This window comes from Nocardia cyriacigeorgica (assembly GCF_005863245.1).
Lineage (GTDB): Bacteria > Actinomycetota > Actinomycetes > Mycobacteriales > Mycobacteriaceae > Nocardia > Nocardia cyriacigeorgica_C.
In genome coordinates, this window is sequence record NZ_VBUT01000002.1 from 452,139 (window position 1) to 476,298 (window position 24,160).

The 24,160-nt window shown below is 69.8% G+C and carries 23 protein-coding genes and 1 pseudogene; 10 read left to right on the forward strand and 14 right to left on the reverse strand.

The genetic code is table 11. From position 1 onward, the window contains the following. Positions 1–8 precede the first annotated feature (8 nt). Positions 9–1,208 carry a styrene monooxygenase/indole monooxygenase family protein gene (locus FEK34_RS05275; RefSeq protein WP_138446694.1) on the reverse strand — a complete coding sequence of 400 codons (1,200 nt, stop codon included), beginning with the start codon at positions 1,206–1,208 and terminating at the stop codon, positions 9–11. A 125-nt stretch (positions 1,209–1,333) separates the two neighbouring features. Continuing rightward, positions 1,334–1,567, reverse strand: coding sequence for a hypothetical protein (locus FEK34_RS05280; protein WP_138446695.1), 234 nt, complete (start codon positions 1,565–1,567; stop codon positions 1,334–1,336). A gap of 163 nt (positions 1,568–1,730) precedes the next feature. On the opposite strand from FEK34_RS05280, the gene FEK34_RS05285 reads away from it, so the two are divergent. Next, positions 1,731–4,304 carry an AAA family ATPase gene (locus FEK34_RS05285; protein ID WP_138446696.1) on the forward strand — a complete coding sequence of 858 codons (2,574 nt, stop codon included), beginning with the start codon at positions 1,731–1,733 and terminating at the stop codon, positions 4,302–4,304. A 45-nt stretch (positions 4,305–4,349) separates the two neighbouring features. Here the strand turns inward: FEK34_RS05285 and FEK34_RS05290 are convergent, their stop codons facing one another. From FEK34_RS05290 to FEK34_RS05300, 3 genes are all read right to left on the reverse strand, one after another. After that, the gene (locus tag FEK34_RS05290) at positions 4,350–5,567 is read right to left on the reverse strand and encodes a Cmx/CmrA family chloramphenicol efflux MFS transporter (protein ID WP_138446697.1); all 1,218 of its coding nucleotides are present in this window, start codon (positions 5,565–5,567) and stop codon (positions 4,350–4,352) included. An 86-nt stretch (positions 5,568–5,653) separates the two neighbouring features. Continuing rightward, the gene (locus FEK34_RS05295; protein WP_138446698.1) at positions 5,654–6,226 is read right to left on the reverse strand and encodes a TetR/AcrR family transcriptional regulator; all 573 of its coding nucleotides are present in this window, start codon (positions 6,224–6,226) and stop codon (positions 5,654–5,656) included. An 80-nt stretch (positions 6,227–6,306) separates the two neighbouring features. After that, positions 6,307–6,921, reverse strand: coding sequence for a class I SAM-dependent methyltransferase (locus tag FEK34_RS05300; protein WP_138446699.1), 615 nt, complete (start codon positions 6,919–6,921; stop codon positions 6,307–6,309). 84 nt (positions 6,922–7,005) lie between these two features. Between FEK34_RS05300 and treZ the strand changes: the two genes are divergently transcribed. Beyond that, positions 7,006–8,736 (forward strand): malto-oligosyltrehalose trehalohydrolase, encoded by a 1,731-nt coding sequence (gene treZ / locus FEK34_RS05305; RefSeq protein WP_138446700.1) that lies wholly within the window; start codon positions 7,006–7,008, stop codon positions 8,734–8,736. 108 nt (positions 8,737–8,844) lie between these two features. Here the strand turns inward: treZ and ilvA are convergent, their stop codons facing one another. Together ilvA and FEK34_RS05315 are read right to left on the reverse strand one after the other, a co-directional pair. After that, positions 8,845–10,197, reverse strand: a complete 1,353-nt coding sequence (gene ilvA / locus FEK34_RS05310) for a threonine ammonia-lyase IlvA (RefSeq protein WP_138446701.1) — start codon at positions 10,195–10,197, stop codon at positions 8,845–8,847. A 65-nt stretch (positions 10,198–10,262) separates the two neighbouring features. Continuing rightward, complete coding sequence (locus FEK34_RS05315; RefSeq protein ID WP_138446702.1) at positions 10,263–10,697, reverse strand: nitroreductase family deazaflavin-dependent oxidoreductase; 435 nt, start codon at positions 10,695–10,697, stop codon at positions 10,263–10,265. A gap of 131 nt (positions 10,698–10,828) precedes the next feature. Between FEK34_RS05315 and FEK34_RS05320 the strand changes: the two genes are divergently transcribed. After that, positions 10,829–11,062, forward strand: a complete 234-nt coding sequence (locus tag FEK34_RS05320; protein ID WP_138446703.1) for a hypothetical protein — start codon at positions 10,829–10,831, stop codon at positions 11,060–11,062. A gap of 9 nt (positions 11,063–11,071) precedes the next feature. Here FEK34_RS05320 and FEK34_RS31095 read toward each other — a convergent pair whose 3' ends face one another. Both FEK34_RS31095 and FEK34_RS05330 read right to left on the reverse strand, forming a co-directional pair. Then, the gene (locus FEK34_RS31095; protein WP_138446704.1) at positions 11,072–13,972 is read right to left on the reverse strand and encodes a helix-turn-helix transcriptional regulator; all 2,901 of its coding nucleotides are present in this window, start codon (positions 13,970–13,972) and stop codon (positions 11,072–11,074) included. 72 nt (positions 13,973–14,044) lie between these two features. Then, positions 14,045–14,956, reverse strand: a complete 912-nt coding sequence (locus FEK34_RS05330) for an RNA polymerase sigma-70 factor (RefSeq protein ID WP_138446705.1) — start codon at positions 14,954–14,956, stop codon at positions 14,045–14,047. Positions 14,957–15,125: 169 nt separating this feature from the next. Here FEK34_RS05330 and FEK34_RS05335 point away from each other — a divergent pair, with 169 nt between their 5' ends. Continuing rightward, positions 15,126–15,608: a carboxymuconolactone decarboxylase family protein gene (locus FEK34_RS05335; protein WP_138446706.1), complete on the forward strand. Its 483-nt coding sequence runs from the start codon at positions 15,126–15,128 to the stop codon at positions 15,606–15,608. Positions 15,609–15,889: 281 nt separating this feature from the next. Here the strand turns inward: FEK34_RS05335 and FEK34_RS05340 are convergent, their stop codons facing one another. Further along, a complete protein-coding gene (locus FEK34_RS05340; RefSeq protein ID WP_138446707.1) occupies positions 15,890–16,525 on the reverse strand; it encodes a TetR/AcrR family transcriptional regulator in 636 nt (211 codons plus the stop codon). A 158-nt stretch (positions 16,526–16,683) separates the two neighbouring features. Here FEK34_RS05340 and abc-f point away from each other — a divergent pair, with 158 nt between their 5' ends. Further along, on the forward strand, positions 16,684–18,291 hold the full coding sequence (gene abc-f / locus FEK34_RS05345; protein WP_171048051.1) for a ribosomal protection-like ABC-F family protein: 1,608 nt from the start codon (positions 16,684–16,686) through the stop codon (positions 18,289–18,291). A 157-nt stretch (positions 18,292–18,448) separates the two neighbouring features. Here abc-f and FEK34_RS05350 read toward each other — a convergent pair whose 3' ends face one another. Further along, a complete protein-coding gene (locus FEK34_RS05350) occupies positions 18,449–18,925 on the reverse strand; it encodes a hypothetical protein (protein WP_138446709.1) in 477 nt (158 codons plus the stop codon). 221 nt (positions 18,926–19,146) lie between these two features. Between FEK34_RS05350 and FEK34_RS05355 the strand changes: the two genes are divergently transcribed. Further along, a complete protein-coding gene (locus FEK34_RS05355) occupies positions 19,147–19,503 on the forward strand; it encodes a nuclear transport factor 2 family protein (RefSeq protein WP_138446710.1) in 357 nt (118 codons plus the stop codon). Positions 19,504–19,537: 34 nt separating this feature from the next. After that, on the forward strand, positions 19,538–19,954 hold the full coding sequence (locus tag FEK34_RS05360) for a hypothetical protein (protein WP_138446711.1): 417 nt from the start codon (positions 19,538–19,540) through the stop codon (positions 19,952–19,954). Between the two features lie 468 nt (positions 19,955–20,422). Here the strand turns inward: FEK34_RS05360 and FEK34_RS30625 are convergent, their stop codons facing one another. Then, positions 20,423–20,632 carry a hypothetical protein gene (locus FEK34_RS30625; protein WP_249358832.1) on the reverse strand — a complete coding sequence of 70 codons (210 nt, stop codon included), beginning with the start codon at positions 20,630–20,632 and terminating at the stop codon, positions 20,423–20,425. Here FEK34_RS30625 and FEK34_RS30630 point away from each other — a divergent pair. From FEK34_RS30630 to FEK34_RS30640, 3 genes and pseudogenes are all read left to right on the forward strand, one after another. Then, a pseudogene (locus FEK34_RS30630) lies at positions 20,631–21,143 on the forward strand (DUF222 domain-containing protein); the annotation flags it as partial. The gene FEK34_RS30625 and the pseudogene FEK34_RS30630 sit on opposite strands and share 2 nt — an antisense overlap. Before the next feature lie 145 nt (positions 21,144–21,288). Then, positions 21,289–21,933, forward strand: a complete 645-nt coding sequence (locus FEK34_RS30635; protein WP_249358833.1) for a hypothetical protein — start codon at positions 21,289–21,291, stop codon at positions 21,931–21,933. Next, positions 21,879–22,667 carry an HNH endonuclease signature motif containing protein gene (locus FEK34_RS30640; RefSeq protein ID WP_349292415.1) on the forward strand — a complete coding sequence of 263 codons (789 nt, stop codon included), beginning with the start codon at positions 21,879–21,881 and terminating at the stop codon, positions 22,665–22,667. Before FEK34_RS30635 ends, FEK34_RS30640 begins: the two co-directional genes overlap by 55 nt. 296 nt (positions 22,668–22,963) lie before the next feature. On the opposite strand, the gene acpM is transcribed toward FEK34_RS30640, so the two are convergent. Together acpM and FEK34_RS05375 are read right to left on the reverse strand one after the other, a co-directional pair. Then, a complete protein-coding gene (acpM, locus tag FEK34_RS05370) occupies positions 22,964–23,272 on the reverse strand; it encodes a meromycolate extension acyl carrier protein AcpM (RefSeq protein WP_138446713.1) in 309 nt (102 codons plus the stop codon). 65 nt (positions 23,273–23,337) lie between these two features. Further along, positions 23,338–24,138: a helix-turn-helix domain-containing protein gene (locus FEK34_RS05375; RefSeq protein ID WP_138446714.1), complete on the reverse strand. Its 801-nt coding sequence runs from the start codon at positions 24,136–24,138 to the stop codon at positions 23,338–23,340. Positions 24,139–24,160 lie beyond the last annotated feature (22 nt).

A 24,160-nucleotide genomic window follows, 5' to 3' on the forward strand; every position in this document is an offset into this window, starting at 1 on the left:
CGGCAGGCTCAGGGCTGAAGCAGCGCCAGCTGCGACATGTTCGCCGGGACGATGAAGGTCTCGGCGAAGGCGTCGGCCCGGGTGCGGTCCTGCTGTGCGGCGTCCATCAGCCGCTGCAAGGCGGGCGGCGGATCCAGCAGGGTCATCGTCCACAGGGCCGCGGGCCTGGCGATGTCGGTGATCCACGGCTTGGCCGCCGCCGCCATCCAGGTGGCGTCGAAGCCGCGGTCGGGACTGTCGAGCACGGCGGCTGCGTAGTAGGCGGCGCACTGGGCGGCGCTGTTGGCGCCCTGGGCGCCACCGGGATCCATCCGGCAGACGACGTCGCCGCCGCCGAGCACCGCCCGCCCGGAGGGCAGCGTGCCGACCGGATGGCGCACCACCGGGGTCACCGCACCGGCGATGGTCGCGCCGGCGTCGGTGAGTTCGGCGTCGCGGAACCGCGCCGCCAGGGCGGGCGGCAGATGCCGGTCGAGGATCTCGCGGGTCAGCCGCAGCCGCTCGGCGGGCGTGCTCGCGGCGTCGAACACGTCGAGGCCGCCGCCGGGCACCGCCTCGAACATCAGTGTGGCGCAGGTCCTTTCCTGCCCCGGAGCGCCGGTGAGGGCGGGTGTGGAGACCATCTCGCCGAGCCCGGGCAGCGCCACATAGGTCCCGAGGCCGTCAGGATCGGGGGTGACACCGTCCAAGTACAGCGCGGCGAGCTTGCGGACCGGCTTGCTCGGCACCGTCAGCCAGTCGTCGATGGGAAAGCAGTCCGCCAACTCGCGGGAGGCGCGCGTGACGACGGTCAGGTCGTGCTCGGCGGCGCGTGCGTCGATCTCGTCCACCGATGGCGCGGTGAGCTCCACCCGGCCACCGGCGGCGGTGAATTCGCCGAACCAGCGGGCGAAGACGGTGCGCTGGTCGACGCTGCGGGCCGGTGCGCTGAATAGGCCGGACCAGCCGGCCACCGCGTTGCGGTCGACCACCATGGTGAACCGGATGCCGTCGATGGCGGGCGCGGTCTCGGCCCAGTAGTCCAGGCCCGCCTCCGCCTCGAGGGCGATGGTGCGGGCGAACTTGACCTGCGTGCTGGTGACCGAACCGGCCAGCACCGCTTCGGCGTCCTTGTCGGTGACCAGCGTGACGTCCTGACCGCCACGTTGCAGGCGTAGCGCCAACGGCAGCCCGCATTCGCCGGCACCCACCACCTGTATCTGTCCCATGTACGGATCCTTCCGGTATCGATCGGCGTGTACCGAAATCGTCGGATGATAGGTAGGGCGCGCACATCGGTAGGCGATGCGCGCACCGGTGCCGCTGCCCGTACCCCGCCGGGGCCAGCGGCCGTTCATGTCCACAACCCGCGGCACGGCAGTGCGGGCAGATCGCGGTGCAGCTGCTGGTCGATGGTCACGTGCAGGCCCAACGCCGCTGCCGCCAGCGCGAAACGGGCCGCGACCGCGCGGTCGTCCTGATAGCTCAGTTCGATCGGAGGGTCGTCGAATCGCACGCGAATCCGGCAGGGTTGCGGCCGGGTAGCGTGGCCCGGCCCGAGGTCGTGAGTGTCCCGCAGAGGCGTCATTCGCACTGTCCTGACAGTTTCGCTGGTCGTGCCGGTGCTCCCAGGCGTCGCCGGATGCCTTGGGCGGCAAGTGGACCCATCACATTGCGCGTATAGGTAGATCTCGCACATCCGTGGCCACAACGCCCATTTCCGGCGCGCGGGACCGCTATGCTGCACCATCGTGACGGCCAGAACTGCGCGCGCCGGTGCTCCGCCGGCGGCCACCAGTGATTTCATCGGCCGCGAGCGTGAGTTGGAGAAGATCGGCACCTTGCTGCTCGGTTCGACCCGGCTCATCACGCTGATCGGCGCGGGCGGCATCGGCAAGACCCGTTTGGCGACCGAGGCGGTGCACCGATTCCACAAGGCCAAACGCGTGCCGGTGCATTGGGCGCGGCTGGCACGGCTGCCCCGTCATGCCGACGCCGCCGCGATCGAGAACGAGCTCGCCCAGTCGCTGGTGCACGACGATTTCTCCGGCCGCCCGGCCTGGGACGCCCTCGCCGATACCCTGGCCCGCACCGACGCCGTCGGACGCAAGTTGCAGACCGTGCTGGTGATGGACAACTGCGAGCACGTCCTCGAGGGCGCGGGCCGGGTGATCGCCGACCTGATCGGCGCGGTGCCCGGCCTGACTGTGGTCGCGACCAGTCGCGAAGCGATCGGCTGGGTCGACGAGCACCTGGTTCCGGTGGGTTCGCTGTCGGCGGAGCAGGCGCTGACGATGTTCCGCGGCCGGGCCGAATTGACCGGGCACAGCGTCGCGGGCGACGCCGACAGCGAACTCGCCGCGGCGATCTGCCGGCACGTGCACAATCACCCGCTGTCGATTCAGCTGGCCGCCGCCCGGCTGCGCAGGCAACCGCTGTCGATGATTCTGCGCGACCTCACCGGGGAGGCCTCCGACCGCCGGCTGGGCTGGTCGCCGGGGCACCGGGTCGGCACCGACGGCAGGCATCAGGGCATTCGCGATGTCATCGCCTGGTCCTACGATCTGTGCCACGACAAGGAGCGGCTGCTGTTCGAGCGGCTGTCGGTCTTCGCCGCGGGCTACGACGCCGACCCCGGCGACACCGGTGAACGCGATATCGGCGCCGAACTCGAGGCCATCGAAGCGGTCTGCTCCGACGACGACCCCGGCGCACGCCCCGGCGGCATCGCCCGCGAGGAGGTCGAGGGCCTGCTGGAGCGGTTGGTGGACCAATCGCTGGTCTCGGTGCACCTGACCGCCGACGCCGCCCGGTATTCGCTGCTGGAGAGTTTCCGGGTCTTCGCCCAGCAGCGCCTGCGCGACCGCGGCGACGCGGAACTGGCACGGTTCAGCGACCGGCATCGCCGCTACTACCGCGACAAGGTGGCTCAGGCCGCGGGCGAATGGCTCGGCCCCGGCGAGCAGCAGCTGCTGGATTGGGCACGCGCCGCCTGGGACAACCTGCTGTGCGCGATCGACAGTGCCGAGTCGACGCCCGGCGAGGCGGCGGTGGGTTTGGAGATCGTGGTGGGGCTGATCGCGATCCGGGTGCCGTTTTTCAAGGGGTCGCTGCGCGAATCGCGTCATCTGGCCGAACGCGCGCTGGCTGCCACCCGCGCGCTGGATCCGCAGCCGGTCGAGTTGCAGGTCACCGCCATGGCGATGATCGGCTGGCTGAGCATGTGCCAGGGCATTCCGGCCGACGCCGAACGGCTGCTCGACGAATGCATTGCCGCCTGCCTGCCCGAGCCCGGCGCGGTGGCGCGGGTGCGCCGGGAGCCGGAGACCGATTTCGGTTTGCCCGCGCCGGTGGAGTTCACTTACGGCAGTCTGTTGATGTTGGTACACAACGATCCGCGCGCGATCGAGGTGCTGGTGCGGGCGCAGCGTAAGTTCCGCGCCGCGGGCGATCGCGGTGCCGCGTCGTTGAGCGAGATGTTCGAAGTTCTCGCCGCCGGGTTCGCCGGAACCCCCGAGCAGGTCCGCGAGGTCGCGCGTCGTCATCTCGAATCCTCGCGCCGGGCCGGGGCGCCCTGGGACCTGTCCTGGGCCGAACTCGGCTGGGTGCTGGCGCTGATCAAGAACAGCGACGCCGAATCCGCCCTCACCCGGGTCCGGGCCACGCTGGCCGACCAGCTCGCCATGCGTGATCGGTGGGGCACGGTCTGGGCCGTGCACATGTACGCGTGGGCGCTGGCCCGCAAGATCGAGGACGATCCTGAGCAGGACACACAGTCACGCGACTGCGCTCGCGAGATCGCCTGGATTCTCGGTGGTGCGGCGTCGCTGCGGCGGCGCCTCGGCGTCGATTTGGAGCACCTCACCTCGTTCCGCACCGAAACCGAGCGGGCGGCGCGGGTCGCACGTTCGGTGCTCGGGGAGGACGCGTTCACCGCCGCCGAACGCGAGGGCGCGATGCTGCGCCCGGAACTCGACGAGGTGGCCCAGCTGGCCCTCGGCACGCTGTCGCTCGACGCGCTGCCGGTGCGGCATCCGGTCCGGCGGCAGCGGCCGACCCGGTGGCAGGAGTTGTCGGCGGCCGAACAGGATGTGGCGCTGCTGGCCGCGGCGGGCTGGACCAATACCGCGATCGCCGCCCGCCGCGGGAGCTCGTTCAAGACCGTTGACGCGCAGATGGCCGCGATCTTCCAGAAGCTCAGCATCGGCTCCCGCGACGACATCATCGCCCTGGTCCCCGCCGAGCACCGCGCCACCGTCGCCGAGGAGGCGGCGCGGCGCCCCGGCACACCACGCAAGCGGGAGCCGCGGCCGCCGGGCACCTGAGCCGCGCCGGGGCAACCGGGCCGGCGCGGCGTCATGCGGCGCAGATCAGACGCAGACGGGTGCCTGTTCAGCAGCGGACGTGCGCACTTCCGGCACCTGCTCGCTGAGCCGGGCAGCGGCGTCGCGCCGCTGCACCGCGGCCGCGCAGCCCACCAGCCCCAACGCCAGCACACCCAGCGCGGCGCCGATCCATGCCGTCGCCGGATATCCGAACCCGGCGGTGAGCGCCAGCCCGCCCAGCCACGGTCCCGCGGTGATCCCGACATTGAACGCCGAGGTGTTCACTGCGGCTGCCATCGTCGGCGCCTCGGGGGCGAGTGCGAACACCCGGGAGTTCAGCACCGGGTTGGTGCCGAATCCGAACGCGCCCAACGCTATGGCCAGCACGACCATCGGCGCGATGTGCGTGGCGGTCACCGCGATCAGCACGGAGGTGACGACCAGCCCGGTGACGCCGACGCTCAGCGTGCGCATCGGGTGCCGGTCGGCCACCCGGCCGCCGACGACGATGCCGACCAGCGCGCCCGCACCGTATCCGGCCAGGACGGCGGGCACCCAGGACTCGGCCAGGCCGGTGGTCTCGGTGAGCATGGCGCCCAGATAGGAGAAGGTCACCAGCAGCGCGCCGGTCGCCACGGCCGTCATGGCGTAGGACAACCACAGCCGGGGCCGGACCATGGCAGCGAGTTCGCTGCGTACTCGTGGCGTCCGCGCGGGGCGCCCGCCCGGGATTTTCGCCAGCACGCCGATCATGGCCGGCGCCGACAGGATCGCGACCGCCCAGAAGGCGGCCCGCCATCCGAAATGCTGTCCGATGACGGTGCCGAGGGGCAGTCCGACGACGGTGGCGACGGTCAACCCGCCCGCCACCACGCTCATCGCCCGCCCGCGCATGTTCTCCGGCACCAGGCCGATGGCGGTCGCGGCCGCCACGGCCCAGAACCCGGCGTAGACGAAGGCCGCGACGACCCGGGTGCCGAACACCACCCAGTAGTCGGTGGCCAGCGCACCGGCGATATGCGCGGCGATGAAGACCGCGAGGAACACCAGCAGGGCGGTACGCCGCGACCAGCGCAGCGTCAGCACGGCCAGCACCGGCGCACCCGCGAGCATGCCGAGCGCGAAGGCCGAGATCAGCAGGCCCGCACGGGGAACCGAGACGCCGAGGTCGGCCGACATCTCGGTGAGTAGTCCGGCGAGCATGAGTTCGGAGGTGCCCTGGGCGAAGATCGAGAGACCCAGGATGTAGATGGCTACGGGCACGGGAAACCTTCCATGTGTTTTGAATTAATCAGTCCAAAATATGGGCAGCAGTGAGGGCGGCTCGAAAGTCGCTGGGGCGGTGCGGGTTACAAGGCGCCGAGTGCGGTGGCGGCGATGGCCGCGCGTTCGGCGCGATCGGCGCCGCCGCGAGCCGCCACCTGAAGTCCGCCGATGGTGGCGATCACGAACAGGGCGAGGGTGCGCGGGTCTTTGTCGCGGCTGATCTCACCGTCGCGTTGCCCGCGCTCGATGACGACGGTGAGCAGCTCGCGCCGATACTGTTGATCGGCGCGAAGTTTCGCCGCCACCTCGGGATCGCGCGGGCCGAGCTCGACGGTCGAATTCACCACCAGGCAGCCGATCGGGTCGTCCTCGGGTGCGTCGACGACGCGCCACAGCAGGGTGCGCAGTTTCTCCACGGCCGGGGCGTCGGAGTCGAGTACCTGCTCGGTGGCGGCGTTCTTGACCGCCATATAGCGGCCGAGTGCGCGCTCGAACAGGTCGTGCTTGCTGGAGAAGGTGTTGTAGATGCTGCTGCGGCCCAGTCCGGTCGCCGCGCAGAGGTCCTGGGTCGAGGTTGCCTCGTACCCCGCGGACCAGAACGCGCGCATCGCCGCGTCGACCGCCGCGTCCTCGTCGAAGCCTCGTGGTCGCGCCATGCGGCAACCGTAGCAGTTTTGGACCGATTAATACAAATGTCGTGTGCGACCGTCGATGGGGTCGGTGCCGGGCGACGCGGCTAGGGTGAGACCGCGACCCCGATGGTCTGCGCCACCATGAACTTCGGCCATCCGCCGTAGAAGACGTCGATATCGCGGAACGCGAATCCGGCCTTCTCGATCAGCCCCCGGATATCGCGATTCAGGTTGCAACCACCGGCGACCGCGTTCTGGATCGGGTTGAGCCGGTGCTGCCAGGCCCGCACCTTCGCGTCCGGCGCGAGCCCGTGCTCCACGAAATGCAGCGTGCCGCCGGGCACCAGCACCCGGCGCACTTCCGCCAGCGCGGCGTCGATATCGGGGATGGTGCACATGGTCCAGGTCGAGACCGCGGTGTCGAAGCTGTTGTCGGCGAAGGGCAGCGACTGGCCGTCCAGGGCGGCGCGCTCGATCGGCACCGTCGCCGCGGCCACCCGTTTCTCGGCGAGTTTCCAGCCGAGGTCGGCCGGTTCCACCGCGCTCACCGACCGCACCGCAGGCGGATAGAACGGCACGTTCAGCCCCGACCCGAACCCGATCTCGACCACCCGGCCGGAAAGCCCGCCGCACACCTGCGCGCGGAGCTTATCGTTGGCCTTGACGCCGCACGCGACCTCGACGAGCCGGGGGACGACCTGATCGTTGTAGATACCCACGGCCTCCACTGTGTCAGCAACCACACCGGCGCACCAGTGCCGCGCCGGGCTGCCCTGGCCGCGGGTGCGTGCGATGCTGGCGCGGTGACCGTGTTCGAGGTGTGGGCGCCGACGCCGGACCTGGTGCGGCTGGAGGTCGACGGCGTCGTCCATCCGATGAGCCGCGCGGACGACGGCTGGTGGCGTACGGATGTGCCCGCCGCGCCCGGCGCCCGCTACGGCTACTTGCTCGACGACGACCCGGCCGTGCTGCCCGACCCGCGCTCACCGCGTCAACCCGACGGCGTCCACGCCCGTTCGGCACTGCACCGCATCGACCCCGGGGCCTGGACCGACACCCACTGGACCGGCAGGCCGCTCGCGGGCGAGGTGTTCTACGAACTGCACATCGGCACCTTCACCGCCGCGGGTACCTTCGATGCCGCGATCGAGCGTCTCGATCATCTGGTGCGGCTCGGGGTGACCGTGGTGGAGTTGATGCCGGTCAACGCCTTCGACGGCCCGCGCAACTGGGGATACGACGGGGTGCTCTGGTATGCGGTGCACGAGCCGTACGGCGGACCGGACGGGCTGCGCCGCTTCGTCGACGCCTGCCACGCCCGCGGTCTGGCGGTGGCGCTGGACGTGGTCTACAACCATCTCGGCCCGGTGGGCAACTATCTGCCGCGCTTCGGGCCGTATCTGGCCGAGCAGCGCAACACCTGGGGGCAGCGGCTGAATCTGGACGGCCCAGGGTCGGATGCGGTTCGCCGCTACGTCATCGACAATGCCCTGCGGTGGTTCCGCGAGTTCCACATCGACGCCCTGCGCCTGGACGCGGTGCACGCACTCGCCGACACCACCGCCACCCATCTGCTCGCCGAACTCGCCGCCGACACCGACCGCCTCGCCGCGTATCTGGGCCGGCCGCTGACCTTGATCGCCGAAAGCGACCTCAACGATCCACGGCTGATCACGCCGCGTGCGGCCGGCGGTTACGGCCTGACCGGCCAGTGGAACGACGACCTGCATCACGCCGTCCACGCCGCGGTCTCGGGTGAACGGCAGGGCTACTACGTCGATTTCGGCTCCATGGCGTGCCTTGCGCGGACCTGGGCGCACGGGTTCTTCCATGCCGCAACGTATTCCACCTTTCGGGGCCGCACTCACGGCAGGCCGCTCGATCGTGCTGTGCTTGCTGCCTCGGCGCTGCTGGCCTACACCTGCACCCACGATCAGATCGGCAACCGCGCCCTCGGCGACCGTCCCGGCGCCTACCTGTCCGACGGTCAGCTCGCGGTGAAGGCGGCGCTGGTGCTGCTGTCGCCGTACACGCCGATGCTGTTCATGGGGGAGGAGTGGGGTGCGCGCACGCCGTTCCAGTTCTTCACCTCGCACACCGATCCCGAGGTGGGTGCCGCGACGGCCGCCGGGCGCCGAGCCGAATTCGCCGAGCACGGCTGGTCCACCGACGACGTCCCGGATCCGCAGGACCCGGCGACCTTCACGCGCTCCAAGCTGGACTGGTCCGAACTCGACCGGGCCACCCACGCCCGGCTGTTCGACTGCTACCGCGCGCTGATCGCCCTACGCCGCAGCCGCCCCGAGATCACCGACGGATGGGCGGACCCGACCGACATCGACTACGACGAGGACGCGCGCTGGATCGTCATCCGCCGTGGCGCACTGACCCTGGCCTGCAATCTCTCCGCCGAACCGGTGACACTGCCGGTGACGGGAGCCGTGGTGCATTGCTGGGTCACACCGGTTCAGGACGATGCCGCGACGACACTCGCGGGCCATTCCTTCGTGGTCCTCGACACCGAGCCGCGCTGAGCCGTCACCCGCTCGCCACCCGGCGCGGCGCGGCATCACTGCCGACAGCAGTCCCGCCCGCCGGAAACACGAGCTTCAGCGCGGGCCGTCGAGATCGATCGCAGCTGCTCAGGTCAGGTATCGGTAGGCCGGTGAATCCGGCTCCAGCCGCTCGCACTGAATCGGTGAGGCCGCGATCCGCGCCAGCAACGACTCCAGCTCCTCCGGCGCGCCGAGTTCGATACCCACCAGCGCCGCCCCGGTCTCGCGGTTGTTGCGTTTGACGTATTCGAACAGGGTGATGTCGTCGTCGGGCCCGAGGACCTCGTCCAGGAAGCGCCGCAGCGCGCCCGGCTCCTGCGGGAAGTCCACGAGGAAATAGTGCTTGAGCCCCTGATGCACCAGGGACCGTTCGATCACCTCGCCGTAGCGGGAGACGTCGTTGTTGCCGCCGGACACCAGGCACACCACGGTGGATCCCGGCTCGATCTCGATCCCGGCCAGCGCCGTCACCGCGAGCGCGCCCGCGGGTTCGGCGATGATGCCCTCGTTCTGGTAGAGGTCGAGCATGGCGGTGCAGATGGCGCCCTCGTCGACCTGCATCATCCGGAACGATCCCGCCCCCGACGGGGATTCGGTCGCCACCAGCAACGGCAGCGAACCGTGTGTGACCACCCGGCCGCCGAACCCGGACACCGCCGCGTACGGCACATCGCCGATGCGGCGCACCGCGGCGCCGTCGACGAACGGGTCGATCTCGGGCAACGTCACCGGGCCACCGGCCACCAGCGCCGCCGTCATCGAGGCCGCACCCGCCGGTTCGACGCCGAGGATCGCGGTCTGCGGGGACCGTTCCCGCAGGTAGGTGCCGATGCCCGCGAGGCAGCCGCCGCCGCCCACCGGTACCACCACCAGGTCGGGGGTGCGGCCGAGCTGGTCCAGGATTTCCGCGGCGATGGTGCCCTGGCCCGCGGCGGTGCGGGTGTCGTCGAAGGGCGGCACCATCGTCGCGCCGGTGCGCGCCACATCGTCGGCGGCGGCCGCGGCGGCGGCATCGTAGGTCTCGCCGACCGCGATCAGTTCCACGAACTCACCGCCGTGGATGCGGATGCGGTCGCGCTTCTGCTTCGGCGTGGTGGTCGGCACGTAGATGCGGCCGTTGATGCCCATGGCCTTGCACGCGAACGCCACGCCCTGCGCGTGGTTGCCCGCGCTGGCGGTGACCACGCCCGCGGCGCGTTCGCTGTCGCTGAGCTGGACCACCAGGTTGTAGGCGCCGCGCAGCTTGTAGGAGCGCACCACGGTGAGGTCTTCGCGCTTGAGGTAGACCTGCGCGCCGGTGAGCTGGGACAACCGCGGGCACAGTTGCAGCGGGGTCGGCTCGATGATGTCGGAAATTCGCTTCGCGGCCGCGTCGATCTCGTCCGCGGTCAACGGCGGACGGGTGGGCAGTTCAGCGAGGACATCGACCGGATCCGACACCCGAATATCGTGCCACCCGCCGCGGTCGGCCGCTGCGGCGGGTGGTCGGCCGGCGTGCGAACCGATCAGCGCGGGGTCAGGACGAAGACCGGGATCTCGCGGGTGGTCTTCTTCTGGTACTCGGCGTAGTCGGGCCAGACCGCGACCGCGCGCTCCCACCACAGCGCCTTCTCCTCGCCGAAGACCTCACGGGCGGTGTAATCCTTGCTGACCGTCCCGTCGCGCAGCTCGACGTGCGGGTCGGCCTTGATGTTGTGGTACCAGACCGGATGCTTGGGCGCCCCGCCCAGCGAGGCGACGACCGCGTACTCGCCGTCGTGCTCGACCCGCATCAACGGCGTCTTGCGCAGTTTGCCGGTCTTGGCGCCGCGGGTGGTGAGCAGGACGACGGGCACGCCGTTGAGCGTGGTGCCCTTCTCGCCGCCGGAATTCTCGTAGGTCTCGGCCTGCTTGCGGGCCCAGTCGGAGGTGCTCGGTGCGTATTCCCCTGTAAGTGGCATAACTGCGCAAACAGTTCGGGACCGCGCCGTTGTTCCCGCACCCCCGAACACCCCGCGCCGACCGGCGGCTGTGGCACCCGCGACAAAAAGTTCGCTGGCCCTAACTTTGCTGTCCGGTATACCCTGAAGACATGACCGCGTCCTACCCCGAACTCCGCGCCGCGAGCCGCCCTCTGCCGGCCCGCCCGGCCGTGATCGACCTCGCGGGTAGCGCCTGGCCGGTCTACAAGCTGGAAGCGCTCGCCGCGGGTCTGGCGACGCTGCTGGCGCTTGCCCTGATCGTCGGCTCCGCGCAGGTCGCGGTGCTCGCCGCCGCTGCGGTCGGCAGCCTGGTCTGGATCACCGGCCTGATCCGCGCACGGTAACCGCTCGGCTCACTCCGGCCCCAGCGGCAGATCCGCCAACTCCCCGCGCGAGACCACGCCGAGCTTCGGATACGCCTTGTACAGGTGATGGCCGACGGTGCGCGGGCTGAGCACCAGCTGCGCGGCGATCTCCCGATTCGACATGCCCTGCGCGGCCAACCGCGCGATCTGCAATTCCTGCGGCGTCAACGCGGCCGCGAGCCCGTGCGCGGGCCGGGCCGCCGCACCGACGCCGAGCGCGGCGAGTTCGGTGCGGGCCCGCTGCGCCCACGGCGCGAACCCGAGCCGGTCGAAGGTTTCGGCGGCGGATTCGAGCAGGGTGCGCGCCTCGGTCTTGCGTTTGTCGCGGCGCAGCCATTCACCGAACAGCAGCTGGGTGCGCGCGGTGTCGAACGGGCGGCCCGCGGGCGCGAGCGCGGCGCGGAAATGGTGTTCGGCGGTCGCGTCGGCGGCGGTGAGGGCCCGGGCACGGTGCGCGAGCGCCGCGATCCAGTCCGCGCCGGTCCGATCCGCCCACGTCGTCAGCCGTTCCCGTGCCGCCTCGGCCCGGCCCGGATCGTCGCCGCGCACCGCCGCCTCCACCAGATCCGGCAGCACCCGCAACCCGATCACCTGATGACGTGCCGGTTCCACGGTGAGCGCCGCCAGCCGCGACAGTGCCCCGTCCACCCGGCCGAACCCGAGATCGAGCAGGCCGAGCGCCGCATGAGTCCAGGTCGCGCCCGCCGCGTCGGGGCCACCGAGATCCTCGGCCAGCGCCTTGGCGACCAGCTCGCCGCATTCGGTTTCGGAACCCTCGAGCGCACCGAGGTAGGCCAGGAAGCCGCACAGCTGACTGACCCAATGCCCATTACCGATGTCCTCGGCGATCCGCAGTCCCTCGGCCGCCGCGACACGCGATTCCCGCGGCCTGCCGAGAAACAGCTCGGCCTCCGCGCGGAAGAACAGCAATGGCGGCAGCAACGCGATACGGCCCTGTTCACGGCATTGCGCCAGCAGTTCCCTGGCGAGCTCACCCACCTGCTCATCCGCGCCGACCACCAGCCCGGCGCCGCACATCTGCACCAGATCACGCGGACTGTCGGCGCCGTTGTGCTGCGCGGCCGATGCGGCGACACGCAGGTCGGTGCGCGGGGTCGTCGAGCGAGCGGCTGATTCGGGCGCCGAGTCGGCCGGCGTGTCGGCGCGAGGTGCTGCGCCGCCGGCCTCGAGCGGCGGTGCGAGCCTGCGACGCTCGGTGCGGGCTTCGGGTACCGGCTGGTCGCCGCGCTCTCTATCGAGGGAGGTGCTGGTTCGGACAGTCGCTTCGGGCACGCTCGCCGGGGCGTTCTGTGCGCCCTGTCGAGGCCGGATGTCGAGCGTGGCGGCCAGCAGATAACCGATGATCGGTGCCATCGGGTCGGCGGCAGGCAGCCGCAGGGCCCGGACCCGCTCGGCGACCTCGGCGAGTTCCCCCGCGCCGACATACCAGGCGGCGTGCACGGCCTGAGCCAGAATCCGCGCGGCCCGTGCCGGATCTGCCGTGCCATCGGCGGCGCTCAGCAGCAGCTCATGGGCGGTGCGCGGGCGGCCGGCGCCGAACTCGGCGATGCCGCGCACCGCATCGAGTCGCGCGGACATCGATTCGTCGCTGCCGTGCGCCGCGGCGCGTTCGGCCAGCAAGCGTGCGCGGTCGAATTGCCCGGCCTCCACAGCGGTTTCGGCCGCCAGTACCAACCGTCGCACCCGGGCTTCGGCGTCGGTGCTCAGGTCCGCCGCGCGCTCGTAGGCCGCGACCGCGCCGTGATAGCCGCTGCGCACGCGGGCCCGTTCGGCGGTGGCTTCCAGCGCGGCCGCCGCCGATTCGTCCGGTCCGGTTGCGGCGGCAGCCAGATGCCAGGCGCGCAGGTCGGCATCCTCCGGTGCGGTCGACACCGCGGCCAGCGCGCGATGGGCTTGCAGCCGACGGCTCAGGCCCGCGCTCTGGTAGACTGCCGAACGCAGCATCGGATGACGGAACACCAGCGTGCTTCCGTCGCTGTGCACCAGGCTCGCCTCCTCGGCCGGACGCAGATCGCTCACCTGCGCGCCCAGCGTTTCGGCTGCCCGCAGCACCGTCGACAGATCCGCGGTGTGCGCGGCGGCCGCCACCAGCAGCAACGTCGATGTCGGTTCCGGCAGTCCGCTGATCTGCCCGTGGAACGCCAGCCGCAGCCGGTCGGTGAGCGGCAGCGGATTCGGCCCTGCTTCCGGCGCTTCGGCCGCCAGCACTGCCGGCAGTTCCCGCAGCGCCAGCGGATTCCCGGCTGCCTCGGTGAGCAACCGGTACCGCAGCACCGGCGCGAGGTCGGGGGCGGTGCTGTCGATGAGCGCGGCCGCGGCCTCCTGTCGCAGCCCGGTGAGCCGGAGTTCCGGGATGCCCGGTGCCGGGAAGTCGCCGGCGCCCGCGCGCGTGGCGAACAGCATCACCACCCCCTCCGCGTCGAGCCTGCGCGCGGCGAACAGCAAGGCCTCGGCGGTGGCGCGGTCGAGCCAGTGCGCGTCGTCGATCAGGCACAGCAGCGGCCCGTCCGCGGACTCCTCGGCCAGCAACGTCAGCACCGCCAGCCCGATCAGCATCCGGTCGCCGGGGTCGCGCGGCGCCAGCCCGAACGCACCCCGCAACGCGTCCCGCTGCTGGGCGGGCAGCCGCTCCACCAGCTCCATGCCCGGCCGCACCAGCATGTGCAGTCCCGCGAACGGCAGCTCCGCCTCCGATTCGATGCCCGCGCTGCGCGCCGCCGGAATGCCCTGCGCCGCCGCATAATCCAGTAGTGCGGTCTTGCCGATGCCGGGGTCCCCGCGCAGCACCAGCGTCCCACTGCGCCCGGCCCGCGCCGCGTCGAGCAGCCGATCGATCTCGGCCTGTTCGGCTTCGCGTCCATGCAGCATTCGCCCACGGTAGCGTCCCGCGCGGCGTCGCTGCCTGGAGTTGCGATGGGCGCACCGCGTCGTCGCCCCACCTCAGCGCCGCAAACTCACCTCCCGCTGCACCCGCGACAGCTTCGCCGGGTTGCGCACCGAGTACAGCCCGGTGACCAGCCCGTCGTCGATGCGCACCGTGATGACGGTGTCGATCTCCCCGTCCAGCCGCAGGATCAGCGCCGGATACCCGTTGACCTGCGCGGCCTCCATCGACCGCGCGGCAAGGTTGCCCAGTCCGGCCGCCAGCAGTCCGGCCACCGCCTCGGCCCCGACGATGGGCACCAATGCCGCTTGCGCGACTCCGCCGCCGTCGCCGAGGAACACCACCTCCGGCGCGAGAATGTCCAGCAGGCCCTGCAATTCGCCGGTCTCGACGGCCCGCTGGAACGCCTCGAGTGCCCCGCGGGTCTCGGATTCCGACACCACTCCGCGCGGCCGCCGGGCCGCCACATGCGCCCGCGCCCGATAGGCGAGCTGGCGCACGGCGGTGGGGCTGCGGTCGACGGCCTCGCCGATCTCCTCGTAGCTCAGATCGAACACCTCGCGCAGCACGAACACCGCCCGTTCGATCGGCGTCAGCGTCTCCAGCACCAACAGCATCGCCATCGAGACGTTCTCGGCCAGTTCCACGTCCTCGGCCACGTCCGGCGCGGTCAACAGTGGCTCCGGAAGCCACGGCCCGACGTAGGCCTCCTTGCGCCGCCCGAGCGCGCGCAGCCGGTCCAGCGATTGCCGGGTGGTGATGCGCACCAGGTAGGCTCGCTGATCGCGCATCTCACCGAGATCGATGCCCGCCCACCGCATCCACGTCTCTTGCAGCACGTCTTCGGCGTCGGCGGCCGAGCCCAGCATTTCGTAGGCGACGGTGAACAGCAGATTGCGATGCGCGAGGAAGGCGGCGGTGGCCGGGTCCGCGGGCTGCTGGGCGTCCGGTGTGCTCGTTGCGGCCATGGCTGCGCTCCTGTTCTCCTCGGGTGTGTCACCCACAAGACGCCGGACATCGTCGTCGCGTAACACCGCGCGAGCGTGGCGCACGTCACTCGGATGCTCCGTTACGCGGTTCCGGCAGCGTTCGTCTCATGGTCGTTCCCATCCAGTGACAACCAGTGAGGACCACATCATGGAACCCCGTTTCGACCTGAACGCCAATGAACTCGGCGCCAAGATCGGCAAGCGTTTCGCCGGCACCAGCATGCTGATCATGGGCTCGACGCTGCCGAAGTCCCTGATCGAGCTGGTGGAGTTGCGGGCAAGCCAGATCAACGGCTGCGGCTACTGCGTCGACGCGCACGCCAAGGAACTCGCGGCCGCCGGTGAGCCCGCGGTCCGGATCAATCTGGTCGCCGCCTGGCGCGAATCCACCGTGTTCACCGGCGCCGAACGCGCCGCGCTGGCCTTCGCCGAGGAGGGCACCCGCCTCGCCGACGCCTATCACGGTGTGTCCGACGAGACCTGGGCGCAGGTGCGCGAACACTACGACGACGATCAGATCGCCGCCCTGGTGTATCTGGTCGCCATGATCAACGCCGCCAACCGGTTGCTGGTGATCACCCGGACCAAGGGCGGCTCGTACGAGGCGGGGGCATTCGCCGCCGCGAGCTGATGTGGCGTGGTCGCGGCCCGCGCCCACCGGCGCGGGCCGCGGCGAGCGAGTAGGCGACCAATTCGGCCGCCAACCTGCCCAGAACCTCGCAGCCTGCTGGGAACTCGGCGCGTGGCGAGACTGCTGATCATTCATCACACCCCGTCCCTGTTGATGCCGGAACGGTCGACCACATGCGCCGACCTGGAAGCTTCGACCGGCGACGCCCTGCTGCTCCTGGACGCGAATTACAGTGTGCGCCAGCCAGTCAGTTCATGGCGAGTGATCATCACAGCGCATGATCAGCTTTCACCTTCTCGGGCGACGAAGGCGCCGGCTGCCGCCGCCCGCGCCGTACTGTCGGCGATCCGGTCGGCGAGGTCCACCTCGGCCGGTGTCCGCAGCAGCACCAACCGGTGATACAGCGGCGCCGTGGCCGCGATCAACAGCTCCCGCGCGTCGGTTCCGGCGGGAATCTCCCCACGCTCCACCGCCCGTTCGACGACAATCTCCGACTGTCCGTACCGGCGCTCCCACAGCCGCTGCAATGCCCGCGCCGCCTCCTCCGACCGGAACGACACCGCGATCAACGCGGCCGCGATCGACGGCTGTTCGGTCAGCGACGCCTGGATTTCCTCGTTGAGCGCGGCGAGGTCACCGCGCAGGGAACCGGTGTCGCGTGGCTGCCATTCGATGTCCTCCGCGGCGGCGAACACATCGGCGATCAATCCGCCCACATCGCGCCAGCGCCGGTAGACCGTCGCGCGATGCACCCCGGCGCGGGCGGCGACGGTGTCGATGGTGAGCGCGTCGTAGCCGTGTTCGGTCAGCTCGGCGTGCACCGCCTCGAGGACCTGGGTGCGGATACGGGCTGTCCGGCCGCCCGGCCGGGGCCGGGGAGTGCTGGTGGGCCGGTCGTTGTCCGGTGCGGAATTCATCGTCGGTCATCCGATGCTTGACGGAGTGGGTCTGGGCTGTCATCCTATTACGACAGTTGTCGCACTAGTGAGGTACTTGCCGATGCTCATTCGAAGTGTTCACCCGTCCCCGCGGTCCGTCACGGCCGCCTCGACCTCGAATGCTTCGGAGCGTGTACATGCCCACTCAGATCACCGCACTGGCGGTCACCAAGTCCTTCCACGGTCGCGTCGTACTCGACGAGATCAGCTGCTCGCTCGGCGCGGGTGAGCGCACCGGCATCATCGGCGAGAACGGGTCGGGCAAGTCCACCCTGCTGCGCTTGTTCGCCGGCGTCGAGCGTCCTGATCGGGGCGAGATCGTCGTCCGATCCGAGGGCGGCGTCGGCTATCTCGCCCAAGACGAGCACCTGCCGCCGCACCTGACGGTCCAGCAGGTCGTCGACCGCGCCATGAGCGAACTGCGCGCGATCGAACGCCGCATGCGCGCACTCGAAGCCGCGATGGCCGACGGCGACGACGCCGCGATGACCGAATACGGCGAACTGATGACCGTTTTCGAACTGCGCGGCGGCTACGACGCCGATGCCCGCCTCGAACAAGCCCTGCACGGCCTCGGTCTCGGGTTGGTGCCGCGCTCGCGTACCGTCGGCGGCCTCTCCGGCGGTGAACACGTGCGTTTACGCCTGGCCGCCGTGCTGGCCGCGGCACCGGAGGTGCTGTTGCTCGACGAGCCGACCAACCATCTCGACGACGACGCCCTCACCTGGCTCGAAGATCACCTGCGGACCCGCCGCGGCACCACCGTGACGGTCTCCCATGACCGGGTCTTTCTGGATCGGGTCGCGACCAGTCTGCTCGAGGTCGACGCCGACCGCCGCCGTGTGATCCGGCACGGCAACGGCTACAGCGGATTCCTCGCCGAGAAGGCGGCGGCCAGGCAACGCTGGGAGCAGTCGTATGTGCAATGGCAGACCGACATCGCCCGGCAGCGTGAGACCGTCGCGACCACCGCACGTCAGGTGGCACCGGGACGTGCGATGCGCGACAACAACAAGATGGCCTACGACCGCGCCGGCGGCCGCGTCCAGCAGTCGCTGGCGAGCCGCGTCCGCAATGCCGAGGAGCGGCTGCGTCGTCTGCTCGACGACCCGGTGCCGCCGCCCCCGCAACCGTTGCGGTTCACGCCGACTCTGGCGGGCGGCCGGGTGCGCGGCGCGGTGCTCGAGGCCACCGATGTCACGGTCGCGGGTCGCCTCGGTCGGACCGATCTCACCCTCGCCTCCGGCGATCGCCTGTTGATCACCGGCCCCAACGGTGCGGGCAAGTCCACGCTGCTGCGGGTGCTGGCCGGTGATCTCGCCCCGGACACGGGCACGGTCGTGCGCCGCGGCCGCATCGGCTACCTCGCCCAGCAGCCGCCTGCGGCGAAACCGGGGGAGACCCTGCTCGCGGCATTCGCCCGCGGGCGTGGCGAACCCGATCGGCAGGCCGAACGCCTGTTGTCGCTGGGCTTGTTCGACCGCGCCCAGCTCACCGCCCGCGTCGCCGAACTCTCCACCGGCCAACGCCAACGCCTCGCGCTGGCGCGGCTGGTCAGCGAGCCGACCGACGCGCTGCTCCTCGACGAGCCCACCAACCACCTCTCACCCGGCCTGATCGAGGAACTGGAAGCGGCACTCGCCGACTATCCCGGCGCGCTGGTGATCGTCAGCCACGACCGCCGACTGCGTCAGCGCTGGCGTGGTGAGCGGCTCGAGGTGGGTGCGTTGCCCGCGGCCGTGTGAGAACTGCCGAAGACCGAGTACCCGCTGATCGAGGAGCCCGATACCTGCGGAATCGGCGCCTACGACGGACGCCGAATCACAGGTCTGTGCTGCCTACCGGGTGGGTTCGGGGGAGTGGCCGAGGGCCCGCGGCGTTGAGGAAGTCGTGGGCGCGAACTCACTGCGGCCGCTTGAACCAGTCCGCCGCGCTGCGCTGCGACAGGAGGATCACAATCGCCATGCACATGCCGAAGCCGAGGAAGCCGGGCGGGAGCCCCTGTGTCATCGCGCCGAGGCCGAGCAACATTCCGACGCCGGCGGCGACGATCGCGGACACGCGCACGCCGTTGCCGTTCACCGCGAACCCGAACGCCAGGACCACCAGAAAAACGGCGGGCAGGTAACCCCCGATGAGCGCGCCGACCAACTCCCAGTTGTCCGCGGACACCGCCACCGCCATCAGTGCGGCGCCCACGGCACCGAACACCCAGGAGACGATCTGAGCTGCTCGCACCGGTGCGGGCATGGTGATCGGAAATGCCTGCGGCACAGTGACTTGCGGTGACGGCCAGATGCCCGGCGCGCTGTCCGCTGCCGTGGGGTACGGCTCGTGGTCGGCCTCGGTTGCCGAATCGTCGTTCTTGCCGAAATCCACTGGATCCCCCACCTTTCCGCCGGCCGGTCAACGCGCCGGCCCTCGGCAGCGAACACTACCGCTTCGCCGCACCGGGGTGATCAGGAGTCGACGCCTATAGGTAACGCCGTCGGAAAGTACTTATAGGTGACTGATTCGGCGACCCCCTGTCCGCCCATAACGTAGTTCTCATCAGCCGATCGAGCGGAGAAACCGCAGATCAGAACGTTATGGAGGTCAGGATGAACACTCTCGTCGCCCAGTACCTGGAGGCCTGGAACACCACCGACGCCGGCGCCCGCGCCGCCGCCGTCGAGCGCGTCTTCACCCCCGACGCCACCTACATCGACCCGCTGGTGTCGGTCACCGGCCACGAACAGCTGGCCGCCGCCATCGCCGGTGTGCAGGCGCAGTTCCCCGGCTGGGTGTTCCGCCCGGCAGGTCCCGTCGACGGCCACCACGACCAGGTGCGCTTCACCTGGGAACTCGGCCCCGCCGAGGGGCCCGCCGTCATCGTCGGATTCGACGTCGCGATCATCGCCGACGGCCGCATCGCGAACGTCTACGGCTTCCTCGACAAGGTCCCCGCCGCCGCCTGACCCCGATCTTCTCTCGAACTCTCCAGGAGTCATCATGACCACCACCGCCCCCGGCTACCTGTCCACCCTGCTCACCCCCGGCCCTGCCCTGCTGCGGTTTTCGCTGCGCCTGGACGCGGTGGTGACCGCCGCCAACGGCCTGGCCTATCTGGCGCTGTCCGGCCCGATCGAATCCCTGCTCGGCCTCGACGCCGCCATCGGCATCCCCATCGGCGTCTTCCTCACCCTCTACGGCATCGGCGTCGCCCTGGTCGGCCTCCCGGCGAACATCAACCCGGCCGCCGTCCGCACGGTCATCGCGGGCAACGCCGCGTGGGTGGTGGTCAGCCTGGCCGCCTTGTTCGCTGTCGGCCTGGACCTGACCGTGGCGGGCGCCATCTGGGCGGTCCTCCAGGCCATCGTCGTCGGTGTCTTTGCTGCCCTGCAATATGTGGGTCTGCGCCGCGCCTGAACTTCGAATCAGGCGCAACCACAATAGAATAATCCGAATCCGGTCGGTGCGATCCGACCGGATTTCGGTGTGTTCGGACTACAACATCGCCACGCTCCTGTTTGGATCGCGAGTAGTCCGCGGGCGGACCGGATTCGGAGATCCGAAGCGCCATAAGTTCAGTCCAATTGATCCGCAAAGTGGTTCGATCTGACGCTTGCGCTACCCGCGATCCGTGAATCCAGGGCGAGGGCGGCACACGAGCAAAGTCGATGCCATGCCGATTCATCGAATCGAGCAGTTCCAGCAACGCTGACTTGAATGGACGTGGTGCGCAGCCGGTGTGGTAATTCAGCATCGATTCGAGTTCGTCGCGGAAGAATCCCGTTCCCGGTGTTCGATCCTGCGCTGAGACCGCAACGGTGGGTCATCCAAACGGCGTATTCCGCAATGGTTTTCGATCGCCCGTCCAGTGTGAAGATGTGTAGATCAGATGCGGTTTTCGCTGGTGCTCGGGTGGTCGTCGCGGTAGTATTCGAACATGCATTCGAGTGGGGGGATCGAAGGAGACGAGGCCGCGGTCGGCCGGTTGTACGCCGCAGTCACCGACCTGCTCGCCGAACCGTTGACGCCACTATCGGATAACGCCGTCATCGCCATGATGCGCGAGGTCGAGCGGTGCTCGCGGATGCTGACCATGGTGCGCCACAAACTGCTGGTGGAAGCCTCCGAACGCTCACTACCCGCCCGGCACGGCGCGAAATCGTTGAAACGGTTCCTGATGGAAACGCTGAACCTGGCCTCTGCTGATGCCGGTGCCCGCGTCCACCAAGCCCACACCGTCGCCACCTTCCACGACATGGGCGGCGACCCCATCGAACCCCGCCTGCCGAATGTCGCGCAAGCCTTGACCGCTGGCGAGATCTCCGCCGACCACGCCCGCGGCATCGCCACCGTCATGAACCGCGTTCCCTGCGGCGCCACACATGAGGACCGGGCCGCCGCCGAGGAAATCCTCACCGATTTCGCCCGCACCGGCTCCCCGGACGACATCGGCAAGGTCGGCGACAAGATCCTGGCCTACCTCGACCCCGACGGCCGCCTCACCACCGACAACGATCGAGCCCGCATGCGCGGCATCATCATCGGCCGCCAACGCCCCGACGGCATGAGCCCCATCCGCGGCGAGATCGACCCCGTCCTGCGCGCCCTGCTCGACCCACTATTGGCCAAATACGCCCGCCCGGGCATGTGCAACCCTGACGACCCCGAAAGCCCCACCCCTGCACCCGCCTCCGGCTCCGGCTCCGGCTCTGGTTCTGCTGCTGGTCCTGCCGCTGCCGTTCCCACTGGTCGTGGTGCTGCCGGTCCCGCTGCTACTGCCGCTGCGGGCGCTGACTCCGACCGTGGTGCTGGTACAGGTACGGCTGCCGCCGACTCGGATGCGGGTGCTGCCGACGCTAGCCGTGGCGTTGACGTCGGCTCTGGCGCCGCCGCTGGTCGACCGTCCGATACGGCTGGTGCGCACAATGATTCGGTACCCGAGCCGCCCCACGTCCGCACCGGCCCCGCGCCTGCCGCTACCACTGGCCGCAGCCCTGGCGCCGGCCACGGCCCTGCCGCTGGCCGTGCTGCTGGCGCTGGTGTTGCCGCTGGCCCTGGCCATACCGCTGGCTGTGGCACTGACACCGGCCGTGTCACTGCCGCCGACCCTGGTGCCGGCCGTGCTACCGCCGCCGGCCGTGGCGTCGACGCCGGCTCAGGTGCTGCCTATGGCTCGGGATACCGTGCTGTCGCTCGTGGTTGCGCCGACCCTCGTGGGAGCGCCAGCCGCCGTGCTGGCGCCGGCGTTCGTGCTGGAGCCGACTCTGATGCTGGCTATGTCAGTCGCGGTGGCGGTGGGAGTGCCTCGGCCGCTAGGGCTTGCGCTGGTCAGTCGTCCGATATGGCTGGCGCGCCGAATGATTCGCCACCAGAACCGCCCGACAGCACCTGGATAGACCCCACCGCACTCTCCGAAGCCGCCGCGCGTGATCACCGCAGCACCGCCCAACGCAACCACGACGCCCTCAAAGCCATCCTCAGCTCGGGCATCATCGCCGAACACCTCGGTGCGCACCGCGGCCTGCCGGTCTCCACGATCCTCACCATCAGTATCGACGATATCGAACGCGCCGCCGGAGTCGCCACCACCGCCACCGGCGGCACCGTTCCCCTCGCAGACGCGCTCACCCTCGCCCAACGATCCCAACCCTGGCTCGCTGTCTTCGACCACAACGGCCTCCCCCTACACCTCGGCCGTACCAAACGCCTCGCCTCCGCCGCCCAACGACTCGCGCTCATCGCTGCCCTGAAAGGCTGCTCGCGCCCCGGCTGCGACGCCCCCGCCAGCCTGTCCGCGGTCCATCACGTCCTGGACTATCGCAAGAACGGTGCCACCGACATCGACAACCTCACCCTGGCCTGCGATGCCTGCCACGCCCTGATCCACGACGGCCCCGGCGGCTGGAAAACCTGCACCGAAGGCCCCCACTCCCCATACACCGGACGCACCGCCTGGATCGCCCCACCCCACATCGACCCCCACCAAACACCACGAATCAACCACCGCCACCACGCAGGCGAACTACTCGCCGAAACCCTCACCCGCAACCACCTGCGCGACGAACAAGCCCCCGAACAACAACACCAACGAACGCCTCGCTATGCGCAGCCGGGTTCCACCGCGGCTTGACAGCGTCGGCGACCCTATGTGTCGATCGAGATCGGCCGCCGTGCGAACACGCCCGAGTTGCGCCGACCGCCCGTGCCGGATGCCTGCATAGCGCCAGGCTGTCATCGGCTGGTCAGGTTTACCGCATTCGGGCCGAGGCATACGTCGCATCGCGAACGACGGCGGACTGGACGTAGGGCCTGTCGGTCGACCGGCCATCCTGTCGACCGTGCATGACCGGAGAGGGGCCGTGAGGGGTATACAAAGGCCGCCCACACGCCGGCACCGCCCACACCCCCGCACCGCTTCCGCTGCGGTCAGCCGCGCTTGCCGGCCTCGAACTTCTCCCGGATCGCCTGTGCGGTTTCACTGTTCTCGGCCGCGAGCTTCTGGATGTAGTCGACGGCGTCACCCACGGTACGGAGCGCGGCAAGATCCTCATCGGGAATCTTCACCGCGTACTTGTCCTCGGTTTGGACCGCGATTTCGACCATCGAGAGCGAGTCGATGTCGAGGTCGTCGACGAAAGACTTCTCGATGGTGACCTCGGACGGCTCGATGCCGGTGACTTCCTCGATGATTTCGGCGATGCCGGCGACGAGTTCTTCTCGCGTTGCGATTTCCATGGTTGCCTCCATTGCAAGGTGGGTTGTGAGCGGTTGCTCGTGGGTGAACTGCCGTGTCGTGCAAGCTAATCGGTGGACACGCGTCGACCGGGTCGAGCATCGGTGCGGTCGCTGTAGCGGTCGGTGGTGCCCCGGCGCCGTTTGATCTCCCACTCCGGGTATGAGGGGTCGAAGATCTGGTAGGTGTCTTCGATGGCGGCGGTGAGTAGCTTCCAGACCTGGTGTGCGGTCGGGCGTGGTCGCGGCCATCCGGTGCCGTACAGCGCATCATCCTCGTCCAGGCCTATCTCCTCCAGCGGCAGCGGCTCGTGCCGTACAGCGCACAGGCCGCGGTCGAGGCCGGGGCACCGTTCGATCAGATAGCGGCCACGCTGATCCCCGCCGGACGGCGCGGCGGCGTCGGGGCTGCCGTTCCAGCGGGTCTGCGAGTAGACGAGAATCCGCCGGCCCGTGGTCACCTGCACGTACTCCCGCGCGTCGGTGATCGCGGTATCGGTGGCTGTCATCAGTTCAGGTGTGATGCCGTGCAACAGCATCCGTTCATAGCTGCGCAGGTGATCGTCCTCGATCATCCAGTGCTGCTCGGTCATACCCGCGACGTCGGACCACACCGTCTGGCGGAGGGGCTCGACCTGCGCCGCCATGGTCTTGTTCGTGAGCGAAGGCCGGACGGCCATTGCCTTGATCGACGACTTGCTGACACCGAGCGCAGCGGCGATCTTGCGGTCGCTGAGCCCTTCTGCGCGCATTACCGCTATGGCCTCGGCGATCACGCAGCGCGCCGCGAGTTCGGCGGTTTCGGCTCGCTCGCGGGCCATATGGACAGCTTTGCCGGCGACATCGACGCGATAGGGATGATCGGGCACTAGGCGAGTGTGGCACGCCATA